Source organism: Spirosoma harenae (assembly GCF_054776975.1).
Genome location: NZ_BAAHBD010000005.1, coordinates 69,159 through 86,800, shown reverse-complemented (window position 1 = coordinate 86,800; position 17,642 = coordinate 69,159). Strand labels below are relative to the sequence as shown.

General features: G+C 45.2%; 12 protein-coding genes. 4 read left to right on the top strand and 8 right to left on the bottom strand.

From position 1 onward, the window contains the following. Nucleotides 1–103: 103 nt before the first annotated feature. The 3 genes from ACYVE4_RS03540 to ACYVE4_RS03530 all read right to left on the bottom strand — a co-directional run bounded on the left by ACYVE4_RS03540 (nt 104) and on the right by ACYVE4_RS03530 (nt 4,107). On the bottom strand, nt 104–1,402 hold the full coding sequence (locus tag ACYVE4_RS03540; protein ID WP_460995530.1) for a tetratricopeptide repeat protein: 1,299 nt from the start codon (nt 1,400–1,402) through the stop codon (nt 104–106). 153 nt (nt 1,403–1,555) lie between these two features. Beyond that, nucleotides 1,556–2,377 carry an alpha/beta fold hydrolase gene (locus tag ACYVE4_RS03535; RefSeq protein ID WP_460995529.1) on the bottom strand — a complete coding sequence of 274 codons (822 nt, stop codon included), beginning with the start codon at nt 2,375–2,377 and terminating at the stop codon, nt 1,556–1,558. Nucleotides 2,378–2,526: 149 nt separating this feature from the next. Then, the gene (locus tag ACYVE4_RS03530) at nt 2,527–4,107 is read right to left on the bottom strand and encodes a Na+/H+ antiporter (RefSeq protein ID WP_460995528.1); all 1,581 of its coding nucleotides are present in this window, start codon (nt 4,105–4,107) and stop codon (nt 2,527–2,529) included. Between the two features lie 437 nt (nt 4,108–4,544). On the opposite strand from ACYVE4_RS03530, the gene ACYVE4_RS03525 reads away from it, so the two are divergent. The 3 genes from ACYVE4_RS03525 (at nt 4,545) to ACYVE4_RS03515 (ending at nt 11,470) form a co-directional block, all read left to right on the top strand. After that, nucleotides 4,545–6,602: a sigma 54-interacting transcriptional regulator gene (locus ACYVE4_RS03525; protein WP_460995527.1), complete on the top strand. Its 2,058-nt coding sequence runs from the start codon at nt 4,545–4,547 to the stop codon at nt 6,600–6,602. Between the two features lie 16 nt (nt 6,603–6,618). After that, complete coding sequence (locus ACYVE4_RS03520; RefSeq protein WP_460995526.1) at nt 6,619–8,907, top strand: histidine kinase dimerization/phosphoacceptor domain -containing protein; 2,289 nt, start codon at nt 6,619–6,621, stop codon at nt 8,905–8,907. Nucleotides 8,908–9,280: 373 nt separating this feature from the next. Continuing rightward, on the top strand, nt 9,281–11,470 hold the full coding sequence (locus ACYVE4_RS03515) for a tetratricopeptide repeat-containing sensor histidine kinase (protein WP_460995525.1): 2,190 nt from the start codon (nt 9,281–9,283) through the stop codon (nt 11,468–11,470). Nucleotides 11,471–11,487: 17 nt separating this feature from the next. Here ACYVE4_RS03515 and ACYVE4_RS03510 read toward each other — a convergent pair whose 3' ends face one another. The 5 genes from ACYVE4_RS03510 to ACYVE4_RS03490 form a co-directional block, all read right to left on the bottom strand. Continuing rightward, complete coding sequence (locus ACYVE4_RS03510) at nt 11,488–12,408, bottom strand: helix-turn-helix domain-containing protein (RefSeq protein ID WP_460995524.1); 921 nt, start codon at nt 12,406–12,408, stop codon at nt 11,488–11,490. 227 nt (nt 12,409–12,635) lie between these two features. Beyond that, on the bottom strand, nt 12,636–13,571 hold the full coding sequence (locus ACYVE4_RS03505; RefSeq protein WP_460995523.1) for a ring-cleaving dioxygenase: 936 nt from the start codon (nt 13,569–13,571) through the stop codon (nt 12,636–12,638). Nucleotides 13,572–13,679: 108 nt separating this feature from the next. Continuing rightward, nucleotides 13,680–14,066, bottom strand: coding sequence for a response regulator (locus ACYVE4_RS03500; protein ID WP_460995522.1), 387 nt, complete (start codon nt 14,064–14,066; stop codon nt 13,680–13,682). A 173-nt stretch (nt 14,067–14,239) separates the two neighbouring features. Next, nucleotides 14,240–15,025, bottom strand: coding sequence for an alpha/beta fold hydrolase (locus tag ACYVE4_RS03495; RefSeq protein WP_460995521.1), 786 nt, complete (start codon nt 15,023–15,025; stop codon nt 14,240–14,242). Nucleotides 15,026–15,645: 620 nt separating this feature from the next. Beyond that, nucleotides 15,646–15,885 carry a hypothetical protein gene (locus ACYVE4_RS03490; RefSeq protein ID WP_460995520.1) on the bottom strand — a complete coding sequence of 80 codons (240 nt, stop codon included), beginning with the start codon at nt 15,883–15,885 and terminating at the stop codon, nt 15,646–15,648. A 488-nt stretch (nt 15,886–16,373) separates the two neighbouring features. On the opposite strand from ACYVE4_RS03490, the gene ACYVE4_RS03485 reads away from it, so the two are divergent. After that, nucleotides 16,374–17,060, top strand: coding sequence for a recombinase family protein (locus ACYVE4_RS03485; protein WP_460995519.1), 687 nt, complete (start codon nt 16,374–16,376; stop codon nt 17,058–17,060). Nucleotides 17,061–17,642: the final 582 nt, after the last annotated feature.

Sequence of the window (17,642 nt, the reverse complement as noted above, 5' to 3'; positions counted from 1 at the left end):
GACCTTAACTTTTCGACTAATTGATAAACAGTCGTACTTGACTCTTCTTTAGCTGGGTTTCGATAGCCAGACCTGTTATCGTATTAGCTATAAAGTCGTTTAGCTAATGGATATCCCGAACCGTTAGCAACCTATTTTCTTGTGGCATAATGCGCAAGGCTTTCTCTAAATGGTAACGGGCTTTAGGCAATCTTTTCTGCTTGAAATAAAATGCTCCTATGTCCTGGTGCGCTTTTTGAGCCTTTTCAGAGTCCAGCTTGTCTCTATTATACCAGCCGATGGCTTCCAGATAATATTTTTCTGCCAACGTATAAGTATGGAGCGCTTCGTAGCAGTAAGCTAAATTTTGAGCAACGCAACCTTTTTGAATCATCGTATTGGTCGGTATTTCGTTGACGAGGGTCGTAAGTAAACGTAATGCTTCCCGGGGTTTATGGTGAGCAATATGATCCTGGCTAATAATACCAGCTGTATTGTAGAGTGCGTACAAAGGTTGTCGCTCCTGTCTCCATTTAGTAAGCGATTTCCTATACCATTCCAGTCCTTTGTTATAGTTTCCTATTTCCACATAAATTTTGGCGAGATCACTATAGTATGTAGCCGCTGAGGTTGTATCGCCCGTCTTGTTCATGCTTTCAATGCACAAGAGTGAGTAAAGAAGCCCTTTATTTAACTCACCTTTCAACCGGCCCACTACCGCCAGCAAATTGTAGATATCATAGAACTTTAGGTAGTTAATGGTTTTATATCGCATCAATACGTCCAGTAATCGGGCCTCTGCAATAGCATAATCGCCCTGAATCAAATACGTAACGGCGATTTCTTTTAGCGCTAAAAGTTCATTTTGCTGATCGCTTATGGCTCGGTAAATAGTTGCAGCCTGGCCAAATTGGCTAATCACGTGGCTGTAATTCTTATCGATATTTCTTAACCAAATGGCGTATCTAAATCTGGCTACAGCTTCTGACCGTTTATCGCCTGTTCGCTGGCATTCATCCAGTAATCGACGGAATCGTGACTGACCAAGTTCATTATTTTTTCCTTCCATATCGGCAATGACAAACAGACTTTCTGTCTCGTGTTGCCATCGTACCAACTGGAGTGAATCACTTAGTTTTTTTGCCTGGTACAAATAGGTTAGGCCACTATCCAAATCAATTCTTGTTTCCCCCGGCTTATAAATATGAAACTTACCCAGCTCGACTAAACGTTGAATTTTGGCCTCATCGGTTCTGCTTTTTTGTACTTGTATCAGGAGCCGGTTTACCTGTTGCCGGTTTATAGTCTGCCCAGTCGCATTCAACGTGTAGAGAAACACACATACAATCGTCAATGTGTTTTTCTTTTCGCTAACAAACCATTGACCGATTGATCCTATAGCCAAACAGATTAATTCCTTCATAGCACTGTTTAGTTAAAGTCGAGCTGGAGGACGGCTCATAAAAAAGATTGGTCTCGGTATCAAGGCCTATCTGTAGTTGTGTTTCTTATATGCTACAAAAGGCTGTCATTAGAAAAATGACAGCCTTTTGTAGCATATAAAGCTATTGGTTTGTTACGAGTTAATAAATGCCAATAGGTCTGCGTTAATGGTGGCCGCTTCGGTGGTAGGCATCCCATGCGGAAAGCCAGGATATGAAATCAGTTTTCCGTGTTTTAACAATTTCACTGCCTTGGCACCTGAGATAGGGAAGGGAACGATCTGGTCATCCTCGCCATGCAGCACCAGAACAGGTATATCCACGCTTTTAAGGTCTTCAGTAAAGTCTGTTTCTGAAAACGCTTTAATACCATCATGATGAGCTTTAATGCTTCCCATCATGCCCTGGCGCCACCAATTGTCCCGGATGCCTTGTGATACGTTCGCTCCTTCCCGGTTGTACCCATAAAACGGAAGGGTAAAATCCTGGAAATATTGGGGGCGGTGGGTAGCCGTACCTTCCCGAATTTCATCAAATACAGACATAGGAATACCGTCTGGATTGGTTTCGGTTTGAACCATGAGCGGGGTAACCGCGCTGATAAGCACGGCTTTGGCGACCCTGCCCTTGCCGTGTTTTGCTACGTAGCGAATCACTTCGCCCCCGCCGGTTGAGTGGCCAATGTGCACCGAATCTTTAATGTCGAGAAACTCCATAAGCTCTGCTACATCCGCTACGTAGGTATCCATATTATGGCCTTCCGAGGTCTGAGATGACCGGCCATGTCCCCGGCGATCATGGGCGATGACGCGAAACCCTTTGTTGACGAAAAACATCAGTTGGGCATCCCAGTCGTCGCTCGATAAAGGCCAGCCGTGGTGAAAAACAAGGGGTTGACCTGTGCCCCAATCTTTGTAGTAAATTTCTGTTCCGTCTTTTACAGTGATCTTGCTCATGTTTTTGGGATTAAAAGTTGAGAGTAAATAAAAAATTAGCGGTTGATAATCTTCGTTTTCGTCAGTGCAAACCTACTGGAGGAAGGGCTGAAGAACGTAGTATAAACAGCTGGTTTTGCGGTAAAAAGTATGGATTTTAACCGCAGTTCCTATATACCACTGGTCTGCAATTGTATCTCCTCCCGATCCAGCTCGTTCTCCAATTCATGAAACAGGTCAACGTCAATTAGTTGACCGTCGCGTAACGTCAATAATTCGGCTCGTTGCGCCTGAATGGATGACAGGGTCAGTTTCTGGCCAAGTTGATGCTGGGAAAGCGTCTTTTCAGAATCACCCCGTTCCAGTTCATCGACGCGTTCCTGGTGCCGATCGATGATTTCCTGAACTGCGGTTCCGGTAAGCCCTTCTTTACTGACCACACGATGAATGACGGTCAGGGCTTTTTGGGAAAGCCGTTTGCGAATTTCCCGCCGGGAAAGATAATCGGTAGGCTGCTGCCCAAATTGCAAGGCCCGAATGACAAGTGGAAGTAGACTGCCCTGCCCAACCAGCGTAAACAAAATCACGCAAAAGGTAATAAACAGGATTAGATTTCGACCTGGGCAGGGAAGTCCATTGGGTAACCGTTCAGGAATCGATAAGGCAGCCGCCAGCGAAACAATGCCCCGCATGCTGATGTAAGCTAGTAGTGTCGTGTGTTTATACGATGGAAAAACCGGCGGAAGATGAATCGTCTTTCGAGCCTGATTGGAAACTGTATCCGCCAAAAAGATACCCAGGAAGCGAATAACGACAGCCGTTACACTAATGAGTAATCCAAACCAGACCAGTTGTCCAATTGACTGCCCTTTTATCGAGGCTACTACATGCGGTAGTTGCAACCCAATCAAAATAAAGATAAGTCCATTCAACAGGACAACCACAAAATCCCAGACAGCTACCGCCTGCATTCGCGTGGTTGGACTATGTACGCTTGATTGCTTATGGCCTAGTAATAATCCCGCCGTAACTACACTGAGCACTCCACTTAAATGAAGGTGTTCGGCGGCTATATAAGCCGAGTAGGCCGTCACAAATGTTAGCACGGTTTCCAGAGCGGGTTCCAGATTGCCGTGTTTATGGAGCCAGAATGATAAATAGCCGATAGCTAGCCCCACCGCAATGCCACCCCCGGCTAATCGGATAAAATCCACTATCGAGTCAGTTAGTGAAAAACTCCCGGTATTCATGGTCGCCAGCGCCAGTTGAAAGAGAACTAATGCCGTCGCATCATTAACCAGGCTTTCGCCTTCCAGGATGGCGACAATTTTTCGAGGTACTGCCAGAGTCTTCATGATCGCCGTAGCGGCAACGGCATCGGATGGCGAAACGATGGCTCCTAATAACAAGCCCGTGGCTAGCGTAAAGCCCGGAATGGCCGATTGAGCTACGTAAGCGATACCGATGCTGGTAGCCAGCACCAGACCTAAGGCGAGTACAACGACAGGTTCTAAATTCCGGCGAAAGTCGCTCCAGTTTGTATACCAGGCCGCACTGTAAAGAATGGGCGGTAAAAAGACCAGAAGTACAACCGACGAATCCAAAGCCACGGTTGGTAAACCCGGGATGAAGCCGATGACTAAGCCACCTACGGTCAGTACGATCGGGAAGACCAGATTGAGCCGCCGGGCAATCAGGGCCAGCCCAATGACAAAAATCAGTAACAGAAGAACCGTTTCAAGTGGATGCATGCTTGCTTTAATAAGGTATGCTACCTGCGATACGTCCTATCAAGGTGAGTGCCAGCTTTCGAGATTCGGATAAAGCATGAATTTGAGTTGATGAATCGATTTAAATCCCTCAATGTCAAGTAAAAGTGTGTCCTTCCAGAATTTGCCGATTTCTTCAATCGTCTTTTATATTCTGGAGTTCTCCAGAAAAACTGGAGATTTCAGTATTTTTCGTAGACGGTGTAAGGGTGCAGAAACCGCATCAGGGCGAAGTAAAGCGCAGATATCAGTATATTTTATGTCGATTACTTCGCTTTTCATCCTTGTTCTCAGCGCCTAACTATATAATGTAGCTAATTTTCATACCATGTCTGATAACCCTGGCCAGAACGGGAATACTTCTTGTAGACGTATAAAAACGCGGTCAGTGCAGGCTATCCTCTAACTCATTTCGGACTATGCAACCACCTGTTAATACTCCTCTTTCGCTAACCTCGGCCTGCAAAATTTTAATTGTTGAAGATGAATACATTATCGCCAATGATCTGGAGCTCATCCTGGATGAAGCCGGCTATCCAGTCATCGGCGTTGCCGACTCCGTTGCGGAAGCTTTAGCGCTTATGGATCAGCAAACCCCCGATATTGTCTTGCTGGATATTTACCTGAAAGGGAAAGAAACGGGTATTGATCTGGCGAAACAACTGGAAGAACTCAGCATTCCGTTTATTTATATATCAGCCAACGACAATAAAAGCGTGCTGGAAGCGGTAAAAGCCACCCAGCCAATTGGCTATATTGTCAAACCGTTTCGGGAGAAAGATATTATTACTACGTTGGAAATCAGCCGGTATCGGCATGCCCACAGTGTGGAAATGAAACTCCGGGAAGAAAAGGCACTACAGATTGCCCTGACCGATGCGCTGTCGGCTCCAGGAAATTGGGAGCAAAAGCTACTGAATGCAGCGATGGTTCTCCAGCCGCAGATGCCGTTCGATTTTGTATCGATTCAATACCAGAAAAAAGGCACTACGCAGTGTTTCAATTACTACCGGGTTGGCTTTGAGGAATATCAGACGATTAGTCTGACTGATATTCAGCAGATGACGAACACGCCAGTCGATCAACTTCTTCAGTTTCAACATGACTATGTGCCTGTCAGACCTGTACGCTACCCGGAGGAAACCTTCGGTGTTTTCTGCCAGCAGAATCGCTTTACTCAGATATTGGCGAAAACGTTTCGGCTTGAATCTGCCTTAGTGATGCCCCTGAAGGTAGGGCCAGCGGATGCATTTCATGTCACATTCCTAAGTCGTAAGCCTGATACCTACCTTTCCCGGCACCTTAGCCTGCTGGAGCGGCTGGAACAACCAATTGTCCTAATGCTGGAGCGGGTTCTTGCCTTTGAGGAAGTAGCCCGACTGAGTGAACAACTTAAACGGGAGAATACCTATTTGCAGGAGGAGGTAAAAACGCTGGCCAATTTTGACGAAATTATTGGGCGCAGTCAACGGCTGTTACGTGTTTTTGATCAGGTTACCCAGGTAGCGAATACCAATACCACGGTACTCCTATTAGGCGAGAGTGGTACCGGGAAAGAGTTGATTGCCCGAGCGCTGCATAATCTATCATCCCGGAAAGATAAAATTCTGGTAAAAATTAACTGTGCAGCACTACCGGCTACACTGATTGAATCCGAGCTGTTTGGTCATGAGAAAGGTGCATTCACAGGGGCCTTCGAGAAGCGGATTGGCAAGTTTGAATTAGCGCAGGGAGGAACTATTTTTCTGGATGAAGTCGGGGAGATGCCCCTTGAATTACAAGCCAAACTCCTGCGTGTACTCCAGGAAAAAGAGATCGAGCGGGTAGGGGGGAAGAGTCCTATAAAAACGGATGTGCGCGTGGTGGCGGCCACTAATCGGCATCTGGAAAAAGAAGTAGCCGAAGGGCGCTTTCGGATGGACCTGTATTTTCGATTAGCTACGTTTCCGATCACCTTACCAACCTTACGCGAACGCCCTGGCGATATACCGCTATTAGCCCAATTTTTCGCCCAACGATCGGCCCGTAAATTAGGGAAACCCTATCGAGGAATTAGCGAACCAGTACTCAATGAGCTAATCAATTACAGTTGGCCCGGTAATATTCGGGAGTTGGAAAATGTGATTGAACAGGCTGTCATTATCAATGATGGGCAATCGCCCCTAACACTGGGCCGCCCCCTGATTAATAGCTTATTTTCCATGACGATGCCGGACCCCATGATTCCGCTTGATACCAGTTTGAAATCTGGAAGCTCAACGCCAAAGGATTTACAGGGTGTTAAACAGATTCAGCAGGAAACCGAACGGGAATACATCCTGGCGATTCTAAAACAAACCAATGGACGTATTCGGGGCAATGGAGGAGCCGCTGAATTAATGAACCTAAAACCCACGACGCTCGAATATCGAATGGAAAAACTGGGCATTCGAAAAGTCCTTTCCGTTCAGCCGCCCACTTCTTCAGATAGGATTTAGTCGCTTATTGCTGCCAATGAAACAGTACATTTTCCTGACGCTATGGACACTGCTAGCTATACCTGCTAACGCGCAATGGGCGCCGTCTCAGATTGACAGTTTACAACGGGTATTGACTAAGGTAAAACAGGATACGAATCGGGTAAACGTACTCTTACAACTGAGTCAGTGCTACGTTCTTAGACCCGGTGAAGAAGCGCATGATCTGGATACAGCGCTGCAGATGAGCCAACAGGCTACCAGGCTGAGCCAGTCACTACGTTATCAGTCCTGTATGGGTGAAGCGGCCTATACCTCGTTTTTGATCTGGCTGGAAAAAGGGGACTTTACCAGGGCCCGAACGTATGCGCAACAGGCGGTCGATTTTTTTTTACGCCATAATCAGTGGAAACAGCTTGGCTATGTGTACATGAATCAAGCCCGTTTTTATACGCTTGAAGGGGATGAACTGCCTAAAAAAATACACTACTACGAAACAGCCCTTGCGTATTTCAAACAGGCCAATGATAAAGTGAAACAGGCGGATATGTATAAGGAACTGTCTGATCTCCATCAGATACAGGAAAATTATGCGCTGGCCCTAACCGAATTACAAAGCGCCTTAACCTTATTCCGCGCCATTGGCCACACCGATTTAGCGATGGTATATGATCTGCTCGGTTTTGTGTCAACCAAGCTAGGTGATTATAAAGAAGGCCTTGCCTTTGGCTTGATGGCGGTTCGGGCTGCTGAATCCGTTAAGGATAGTTCGTTATCCATGTGTACCATCTACAACCGGGTCGGTCTCACCTATTATGGATTGGGTCAATTTAATCAGGCAAAATTCTATTTTCAAAAGGCACTGGCTATTGCCTTGAAACATGCCAACAACGCGTATATCTTACATCTGGTGGGTAACCTGTCTGATTTATTACTTCAACAGGATAAACCTCAGCAGGCCCTTCGGTATTTGCAGCGAAAATCTCAACAGTATCCGCCCACGACCGCTGAAAGTCAGCTCCTGGTCTACTTTCGCTTTGTTTCCCTTTATACCGAATTAAATCAGTTTACACAAGCTCAGGCCTACTGCGATCAGGCATTGGATTTACTGGCGAAAAGAGGGATAGGCAGTTTAGGACGCGCCCGGATTTATCAGGCTGTTATTAATTTTTTTATTAAAAGCGGGCAGTTTCAGCAGGCCCGTCGCTATCTGGCCCTTAATGAGTCGCGATGCCAACTGAATGGATCGATTATGGCGCTGGCTAAAAATCACTTACAATGGTTCCGGCTTGATTCGACCCAGACCAATTACGTTTCTGCTATCCAGCATTACCAACGCTATAAAGTCTTGCAGGACTCCTTACTAAATACTACAAAAAGTCGGCAGATCGCGCAGTTGGAAATCGAGTTTGAAAGCGAAAAGAAAGATCAGCATTTAAAGCAAAGTCAGCAGAATATTCAGTTCTTAACGGAGCAAAGCTTAGTGCAACAGACCCAGTTACAACAGGCACGTACCATTCGGAACGGTATTATTGTCGGTACGATCATGCTGATTTTATTGCTGGGCCTGAGCTATAATCGCTATCACCTTAAACAACGTAGTAACAAACTCCTGGAAGCGAAACAGCTGGAGATCAATCAGAAGAATGAATCCCTTCAAAAAGCGGTCCATGATCAGGAGCATTTACTTCGGGAGCGGGAATGGATGCTTCGGGAGATTCACCACCGGGTAAAAAACAACCTGCAAATCATCACAAGCCTGCTTCACTCCCAATCCACCTATCTTAAAGATCCAGCAGCCCTGGCTGCCATCCGCGAGAGTCAGAACCGGGTGCATGCGATGGCATTGATCCACCAGAAATTATATCAATCGAACCGGTTGTCCAGTATTCCAATGGCTGAGTACATCAACGAAATCGTTGACTACCTCATGGGTACATTTGCTATAAAAGCGAGTATCAACAAGCAGATTAGCATTTCACCGGTCGACCTGGATGTTACCCTGGCGGTTCCCCTTGGCCTGATCATTAATGAAGCGATCACGAACTCATTGAAATACGCGTTTCCTGCGGGACGAAATGGAAACATACAGATTGAGTTGAAACGGCTCGATTATCAGGATTATTGGCTACTCATTAGCGACGACGGCATTGGTCTACCGAATAACTTGAATCCAACCCGAAGTCGTACGCTGGGCATGAGCCTGATTCGGGGGCTGAGCAAACAACTCGGGGGCGAACTGCAAATCAACCAGTTCAATGGTGTCCAGATCAGTCTGACATTCACCGTTGAAAAGGTAGTTCAGCCCAATTTAATCGAAGCGTAATGTTTATAAATACTCAAGCATATATTCTAAACGGCCGTTTTTGTCATGCTGACGAAGGAAGCATCTTAAATGATCCAAACTCTCAAGCCTGGACGCTTTAAGATGCTTCCTTCGTCAGCATGACAAAAATAAACTAATGGGTTTTTAGTGAATTACTTATCTGCTGCAAACGCGGTTAAGCAGATATGGAAAAGGACTGTATGAAGCATGGTTTTAACGAACACAACTGATGTCAAACGGGCTATTGGTTCTTCACCGAAGGAATAAGTTGACTGGCCAGCTTTCAACAAGCATTGCTTTTCTGTACGTATCGATAGTTGTCTTTCTAGGGGGGAGCCCTATATCTTCTTCGGGACAAAATATTACCCGGGAAATGGCCAATCAATTGATTGTCAGGCTGGAGAAGAGTACAGCTGATACGTCCCGGCTTTCTACCTTGATTGAACTGGGCAAGTTTCAGATCTATAAAGCTGGCGAGGTAAAAACGGATCTAGACAGCGCTATAACCTATCTGAATGCGGCAAACGACTTAAGTAGAAAATTGCAGTTGCCCAAAAAGCAGCACGAAGCAGAGATTCTGTTGAGCGTAGCCTACATCGAAGGGGGCAGTGTTCAAATGGGGAAGGATCATTTCACCAAATTGATTGACGACTGTCGGCGTACAGGAGACAAAGAGATGGAAGCCGATGCCAACTATCGCTTCGCAACCTGTGTGCGGTATATCGTTAAAAATTACCCGGAAGCATTTTCATACTACAATCAGGCGGAAGCCCTCTACAAAGCGCTGAACAGGCCGGAAAAAGAAATTCAGATGGCTGAGCAGATTGCATCCCTCCATGAGGATCTTGGTCATCTGGATCTGGCAGAAGAAAAATTTCGTACCGTATTGAAACGGTACAAAGCGATAAACTATCCTAGATTACAGTATATCTATAGCAGTCTGGCTAGTGTGAATCGATTAAAAGGAAATTATGATAAGGCCTTGTATTATGCCTTACAATGCCTGAGCAGCATGAACCGATCGCGGGATACGTTGTCAGCAGCCGCTTTCTACGGCACTGTCGCAGAAATATATGGCGATTTAAATAAGCCTGCTGAAAGTATCTACTGGTATAAAAAAACACTTCAGCAATGGCGCTATGAAAAGCTGCCTAACTTTTCGTTGTACAATGCCGCCTACCATGTTGTTCAGGATTTAGTGATTCATCACAAAACACAGGAAGCGCTTGGTTTGATAGCGGAACTCGTCCATGAAATAAAGCCCATTAATAATATTCAAAAAGGCTGTGTGGCGCAGGCATTAGCGTGTTGTTATGATGATTTGAAAAATTACTCGCTGGCTGAAAAATACTATCTGGAAGCCGTTGACTGGTATGATCGGTCGGGTGGGGATTTCGAGATGTCCCAAAAAGTGCAGGTAGATGTTGGCCAGTTTTATCTAAAGCGCAACAATTATAAAAAAGCTGGTTTATTTCTCCGGAAATCGCTGAGCTATACCCCGTTGAAAAACTCGCTGTCAACGATAAAGGATGTTCACCTTATGCTCTACAAAGTGGATTCTACGGAGGGGAATTATGTGTCGGCCATCAATCATTTCAGGCTACACAAAATGCTGAATGACAGCATTTTTAATGAAGCAAAAACGAGGCAGCTCGCTGAACTGGAAGTGCGCTATGCCACGGCCCAGAAAGTGCAGCAGATACAGCGTCAGCAGCAGGAACTGACGCAGGAAAAAACAACGCGCAACGGCATATTAGCGGGGACTTTTTTATTGTTAGGGTTGCTAGGCGTCAGTTATAATCAGTACCGATTAAAACGACGTAGCAATAAACTACTGGAAGCCAAACAGATTGAAATCAATCAGAAAAATGAGTCTCTTCAATCTATTTTGACCGAGAAGGATAATCTGCTGAAGGAAAAGGAAGGGCTGCTGGAAGAAAAAGAGTGGATGCTCAAAGAGATCCATCACCGGGTTAAAAATAACCTTCAGATTATTACGAGCTTACTCAATTCTCAGGGCGTTTATCTGAAAGATAAGGCCGCTCTTTCAGCCATACAGGAGAGTCAGAACCGGGTGCACGTAATGGCCCTTACTCACCAGAAACTCTATCAATCAGACCGGTTGGCTACCATTCCAATGGCCGAGTACATTGAGGAGATCGTCGATTATTTGCTCGTTACGTTCGCCCGACAGGATACGGTCATCAAAAAAATGGCCATTGCTCCTGTTCAGCTTGATGTCATTCTGGCGGTACCACTGGGGCTCATCCTCAATGAAGTTGTGACCAATTCGCTAAAGTATGCTTTCCCGTCTAATAGACGAGGAAATCTTACCATTGACTTTGCCGTGGTAGCCAATCAGACGTACCGTCTCACGGTCAGTGATGATGGCGTGGGTTTTCCACCTGATTTAAACCCGAACCGAAGTCGAACATTAGGTATGAGCCTGATTCGGGGGCTCAGTAAACAACTGGGTGGGAAGCTTCAAATCGACCAGCTAAATGGGGTGCAGATCAGTCTGACGTTTACGGAAGAAAAGGTAGGTTCGTCAGCGGTAACGTAGTGTCTACTACGTTTACTCTATGTGTGGGCGAGCTCTGCTGACAAACCGAATGAAGCTTGCAAATACGCATTGCTGACGCGGTTAGGACCGAGTAAGTTTCGTCGGTACTCGGTAGGCGTAGTTTGGTAATACCGTTTGAATAATTTGTTCAGATGGCAGATATCCGTAAAATCAAATTCGTCAGCTATTTGCGAGATATTCATCCCACTCAATCGCAACCGGGTTTCAACCAATTGAAGCTTATACCGAATAATGTACTGACTGATGGATTCACCGGCTTGTTGTTTAAACAGGGCGGCCAAATGGCTCTGGGAATAATTGAATACATCTGCCATTTTTTCCATGCGCAGGTACTCAGGTCTGGTAATATGGTGGCAGATATACGCCCCAATTCGCTGCACGAGCGATGACGAATGAACAGTCGTTGCCGGTAAACCCTGTTGCTGACTGAGCTGCCGATCAACTAAACTTAGAATCGTTTTCATTAACGCTTCCACGATCTGGTTTGAAACTAATGGTTGGTGGTTGTTCTGTTCAGTTATAACCATCTCAGCAAGCGCATTTAGATGTTGTTGTTCGATACGGTCGGTAACGATACTCCCCACAAGTTGTTGGCTATCAGTAAGCCCTCTTTCTCTTATACGTGGCCAGCAGTCTGTTCCAGGTGTTGTTAATCCGCGCATGTAAAGCTCGGTGAAGGAGAGGCTGCAAAAACAGGTTAGTTTGTCAATCACAAAATAATGGTTGTCCAGCGGTCCCAGGAAGAATACATCTCCAGCCTGGAAAGCATGTCGGTTTCCATTAATTATGTGCTGTCCACTACCGCTTCGAATCAGGATTAGTTCAAAATGATTATGCTCATGAATTGGGTACGGCCAATGGTTTGTTTCAACGACTTGAACAGTTAGAAGTTCATGCTGGATCCTACGTTTCATCATGGGAGTAGTTCTAAATAGAGGTCTGTTAATCCGCCCCTATGAACTACTTTGCCAATAAAATGCCACTTTGAAAAGCGTACTTATATGTACAGATAACTTAAGTTAATATGTTGAAAATCAATAAATTGACTTTTTCGTAATTCCAAAGCCTACCTCCAGTTATAATGGATTCTCCAATGTTTTTGGAGGTAGCTTTGGAGGGTCTGTTCCGATATGAACTTAGTTGGCTATTGTGCCGCTAATAACGGAAGAGCCTTTTCAATACGCCCCCTTGATGATTCGTACTGCTTCGGGAGTTTTAAATGACTACCCAGTTCCTGCAACGGCTCGTCGACTGTAAAGCCGGGATTGTCGGTAGCAATTTCAAACAGGACACCACCGGGCTCGCGGAAATAAAGCGAGAAGAAATAATCACGATCAATTTTGGGGGTTATCTGTAATCCCTTACTCAGAATCTTCTCCCGAAACTCCATCTGGATGGTGTCATTTGCGACCCGGAAAGCTACGTGATGATTCGTTCCAGCAGCATTTTTACCAATTGTACCGGTTGGTTCTTCCAGCAAATCAACGATGGAGGCAGTGGGAGTTGCATCCGTAATGAACCGGTAACGATTCCCTTCCTGCCCCTGTAGGGTATAGCCAAAAATATCGGTTAGTATGCTGGCAGTTGCCTCAATTTTTTGCAGGCTCAAGGTAACACTATGAAATCCCTGCGTTGCCATGTCCTGTTTAATATCCTCTGTTTCCCAGGCTGATCGAGTATCCGAATGCTGAATCAGGGCAATGCCTAGCCCATCCGGGTCGGTAAATGGTAAATAATTCTGGCCAAACCGCTCCGCTTGTTCCCCCATTGTTACACCAAACTCCCTGAAACGCCCAGCCCAGTTGTCCAGACTTCCAATTGGTACGGAATAGCCGATCTCTGTCGCCATACCCACACCGTTTCTACCCGGTCCAATGCCTTCCCAAGGGAAAAAAGTGAGGATAGTTCCGGGCGAGCCGACCTCGTTGCCGTAGTAAAAATGATACGTGCCAGGATCATCAAAGTTGACGGTTTTTTTTACCATTCGTAGGCCCAGCACATGGGTATAAAAATCATAGTTACGCTGCGCGTTGTTGGCAATAGCCGTGATATGATGAAGCCCTAAAATACGGTTATCCATAGTTGGTTCGTGAATGGTTATCACTTGAGTTTTATAATTCATTTAATTTCCTGATAGACAGCCAGAATGCTTGAAAAAGCGGCCTGGTTGTCATTTATCTAGTAGCTGTCAACCCAATGGAAGGGATAGGAAACAAACTTTGATCGCATCAGCAATCTGATCATATTCGCCTACTCGCACGGGTTTCTTGATAAAGGAGTTAATCCCTTTTGCATAAGCTGAGATGATTAGTTCGGGCTGGTCACTGGTAGAGAGCATGACGACTGGCGTAGAAAACAGTTGACTTTTCGAACGAATAAATTCCAGAGTTTCCAGACCATTTAATCCTGGCATGTTCATGTCCATAATGACTAACTGAATAATATGTTTCCCCAGTAGGTCTAAGGCTTCTGCCCCATTTTTGGCCTCCAGAATAGCTGAAACGCCGATGTTTCGCTCGATGGCCTGACGAAGGAAATAACGATCATCGTCACGGTCCGCCGTTGCGGTCATCATCGGTCAGTAAAATGGTCGTCTGGCTTTGGTACATAGTCTCTTGTAGTAATCAATGAGCGGATTCTTCCTAAACGATCAACTGTCTCCCTAGGACCTGAGCATTCCCAAATTTCCAAAAACAGAACTCCCACTTTCAAGCTAATTCATTCCAAAAGTGGGAGTCATGTCATTGTTTACATCGACTTTACTTTTTTAGCAGCTTCTAAAATGAACGCTGCGACTTTCTCCGGCTGAGCCAGCATAGCTACGTGACTGGATTTTACTTCAAGAGTGGTTGCCTTTAGTTTCTTGGCCAGCGTCCGTTCCAGATCTGGATTAATCATACGGTCATTGGCAGCTACGACGTACCAGGAAGGTTTGCTTTTCCAGGCTGCTTTGGTGATTTTTTCTTTCAATGCCGTGAAAGCCTGTGGCCCTTGAGTCGCCACCATTAGCTTCCGCTCAGATTCGGGTAAATCCTGAGCAAAATCTTCGTTGATCCCTTTAGGCGACATGCTGACAAATCCATAAGCATCCGGTCTTATTTGGTCATTGCCGGGCGTGGATGCCGCCGTCTGTACCAGTTCCAGGAACGACTGGCCTTCATCAGGCGCAGCTGCGGCTACGTAAACAAGCCCGGTTACCTTATCGTGGTTACCCGCTTCGGTAATGACCACCCCACCCCAGGAATGGCCGACCAGTAAAACGGGACCATTCATCAATTCGATTGCCCGTTTGGTAGCCGCTACGTCATCGCCTAAGGAGGTAAGAGGGTTTTGTACCGCAATGACATTGAGCCCTTTCGCTTCAAGCAATGGGATTACTTTAGCCCAGCTTGAGCCATCTGCCCACGTGCCGTGAACCAGTACTACATTTTTTACACCGGTGGCGGATGCCTGAGCCAAACCGTCTTCGGTTGTTGAAAGTGTCATGATAATAATGAATAGGGCGCTCAAAATGGCAGTATTAATTGTATTCATGATTATTGATGATTTTCTTGATAGTATGTATTGATACAGTTCAGGTAATAGCGGCTGTTAAGGAGGTTTCATGTTGATCAAAATAACCATTGCTTATTTTGATTAAAACAATTGAGATACATAACTGTAATTCAATCACTTATCAAAAATGAAATTTCTGTTTTTGATGAAACAAAGCTATGAGGGGCTAGCCTGGAAGACACGGTACAAACTGATGGTATTCCAGTAAAAAGAGGGGATTTCCACTAAGCTGATGTGGGACCAATCATAAAATGGCCTAGATAGGTAGAACCAGTAGTTCTAGAAGAATAAGTGGATTAACAGATGGGTCTGTTGATTGTATTAATAATCAGATAATGCGATAATCAGTACTACTGGTTTTAGTCAGGCTCGAAGTTTTGTTCTTGCTGTTAATCGTCTTGTACTATTAGTATATATTGGCGGAATAGTCTTGAAATCGTTCAACGAAAGACTTCGATTTATAATCGATTTGACACTATAAATAACTAAAAATCAAATGAATATTTTCATTTGAGGTGCTTGACAATATCGTCCACGAAAACCCTTCAATAACTGAATAAGACTGGTTATACCAAGAGTTCCTTGGTTGGAACTTTTGGTTAATCTGTAAATTTAAGTGGGGTTACTAATCGCCATTCAGACTCGGGATTATTGCGCTCAAACATGATGTTGAAGGCGAACTCTGTATTTTCTGCCTTAACATCGGTTAGATTATGTCCGTCTGGCTGCTCCTGATTAAGATGCTTATAGAGAGCAACTTTATACCGGGTGCTTCGGATATTCATTTGGTTAAGACGTTGTGTTAACTCTTTGGTAAAGCGTAATGAAATTGAATGCATGTTTATCAATTGATCCCTCTTTTATATATCCCTAGAACGAGCGATCGCATTCCTGAAGTCTTCCGTTAAATCTGATTCTCTTAAAAAAGTTGAACTATAAAGTCCGTTCAACAAAAGCTGTACTAGTTAAAACTAGGCTTGACTTGCTAAGCGGGATCATTTCCACACTATAAATCTGTTTTCACCAAGGAGATATCTCGTCAATTTATAGACGGCTTGAAATGACTTCGCTTTACCACTAGTTGCATAGCTGCTGAGAGATAATGGGATGGTTTTCTTTCCTCTGTCATCCTATCAGGTGGATTCGGTTTAAAAGATCATTCTCTTAACAAAGCCATGACGGAAGTCATGCCCCCTCGTTCCACTTACATTTTTTTAATCATGTCAGGGCTTAAATCACATGTCTAAAATGATTCTGCTGGATATTACATATTATTTACGCGCTCGTTAATGATGTGTAAAATAACCGTGGAACACTATCATGCAGCATGCAAACCTTTGTGGCCTACTACCGAGTGAGTACCAAGAAGCAGGGGCAATCCGGATTAGGACTCGATGCCCAGCGTAGTAGCGTACTCAGCTTCGTCAAAAATCAAGTGCTAATCGTTGCTGAATTTTGTGACATTGAGTCGGGCAAACAGGATCGGCGACCCGAGTTGCTTAAAGCCATTGACTATGCCAAGCAACATCAAGCCCGCCTGGTGATTGCCAAGTTGGACCGGCTCAGTCGCAACTTGACTTTTGTATCGTTGTTGATGGACTTCCATGTCAGCTTTGTATGCGCCGACATGCCTGATGCCAATGAGTTTACCATTCACATCTTCGCGGCTTTGGCCCAGCAGGAACGAAAGCTGATTAGCGAACGCACCAAGAAAGCCCTGGATGAAAAATTATTGCGGATCGGTCAGTGGCGTAGGAGTGGTCGCGTATGTCAGGATCCAGTAGTTTCGGCAAAAGCGGCCCAGTCAAATCGAAACCGGGCCGCAGAGAATGAAAATAATCGAGAAGCTACCGCTTTGGTCCAGGCCTTACTCGGCGCAAAATTCACATACGTGGCCATTGCCCACCAGTTGAACAAAGCGGGTTTCAAAACGGCTCGTGGCAGTGCCTTTCAAGCTACCCAAGTCATGCGCTTAGCTCAGCGGGCTAGGAATGAGCCAATGGAAAAAAGCTAAGTATGTCATAACCCAGGCATGCTGCTATGTGAAATGCCTTTGCAAATCGTCAAATAATAGCTACTGATGTTGTCCGGTTTAGCGGCAAACTGAATTTGTCGGAATTGTATACTATTCCTGCCGCGTCGGCGGTTTCGGTAGCCCAGCGACGAAATTAAGCAGGTTCCATGTGCCGATAAACCCGACCATCTCAGCTTAGCAGGTCACTCGAGAATAAGAACAGGGCGTTAACCAGTTTTGTATCACCAATAAGTGGGCATTGTGGGTTGACTTTCCCAAGGTGTTCGTGGATTGGGCAGAAGACGTTCGCATTCTATTGGATTGCCCTAAACATTGTTTTTATAGCTACGTCAATCAACCCCTACCAGTTTGTAGACTGGCTTAATGAAGTACCTTTCGCTAAAACGCGGCAAGCGGCTTTTATCAAATTAGCCCCACAGGTGGTATCTTTAGAATGAATTCGCCAACAGTATACCCTTAGAAGAACCCCTACTAAGCAAGACATTGAAGGTCAAGCGTAAAGAGTACTTGTGCCAGCAATCAAGCCAGAAGGGTACACCTTATGAGGGTTTGCACAGCATA

Excerpts from the sequence above, each read along its gene's own strand:
- ACYVE4_RS03530 (WP_460995528.1), bottom strand. The coding sequence starts at position 4,107 with ATGCATCCACTTGAAACGGTTCTTCTGTTACTGATTTTTGTCATTGGG.
- ACYVE4_RS03515 (WP_460995525.1), top strand. The coding sequence starts at position 9,281 with ATGGCCAATCAATTGATTGTCAGGCTGGAGAAGAGTACAGCTGATACG.
- ACYVE4_RS03535 (WP_460995529.1), bottom strand. The coding sequence starts at position 2,377 with ATGAGCAAGATCACTGTAAAAGACGGAACAGAAATTTACTACAAAGAT.
- ACYVE4_RS03495 (WP_460995521.1), bottom strand. The coding sequence starts at position 15,025 with ATGAATACAATTAATACTGCCATTTTGAGCGCCCTATTCATTATTATC.
- ACYVE4_RS03490 (WP_460995520.1), bottom strand. The coding sequence starts at position 15,885 with ATGCATTCAATTTCATTACGCTTTACCAAAGAGTTAACACAACGTCTT.
- ACYVE4_RS03540 (WP_460995530.1), bottom strand. The coding sequence starts at position 1,402 with ATGAAGGAATTAATCTGTTTGGCTATAGGATCAATCGGTCAATGGTTT.
- ACYVE4_RS03510 (WP_460995524.1), bottom strand. The coding sequence starts at position 12,408 with ATGATGAAACGTAGGATCCAGCATGAACTTCTAACTGTTCAAGTCGTT.
- ACYVE4_RS03520 (WP_460995526.1), top strand. The coding sequence starts at position 6,619 with ATGAAACAGTACATTTTCCTGACGCTATGGACACTGCTAGCTATACCT.
- ACYVE4_RS03500 (WP_460995522.1), bottom strand. The coding sequence starts at position 14,066 with ATGATGACCGCAACGGCGGACCGTGACGATGATCGTTATTTCCTTCGT.
- ACYVE4_RS03505 (WP_460995523.1), bottom strand. The coding sequence starts at position 13,571 with ATGGATAACCGTATTTTAGGGCTTCATCATATCACGGCTATTGCCAAC.
- ACYVE4_RS03485 (WP_460995519.1), top strand. The coding sequence starts at position 16,374 with ATGCAAACCTTTGTGGCCTACTACCGAGTGAGTACCAAGAAGCAGGGG.
- ACYVE4_RS03525 (WP_460995527.1), top strand. The coding sequence starts at position 4,545 with ATGCAACCACCTGTTAATACTCCTCTTTCGCTAACCTCGGCCTGCAAA.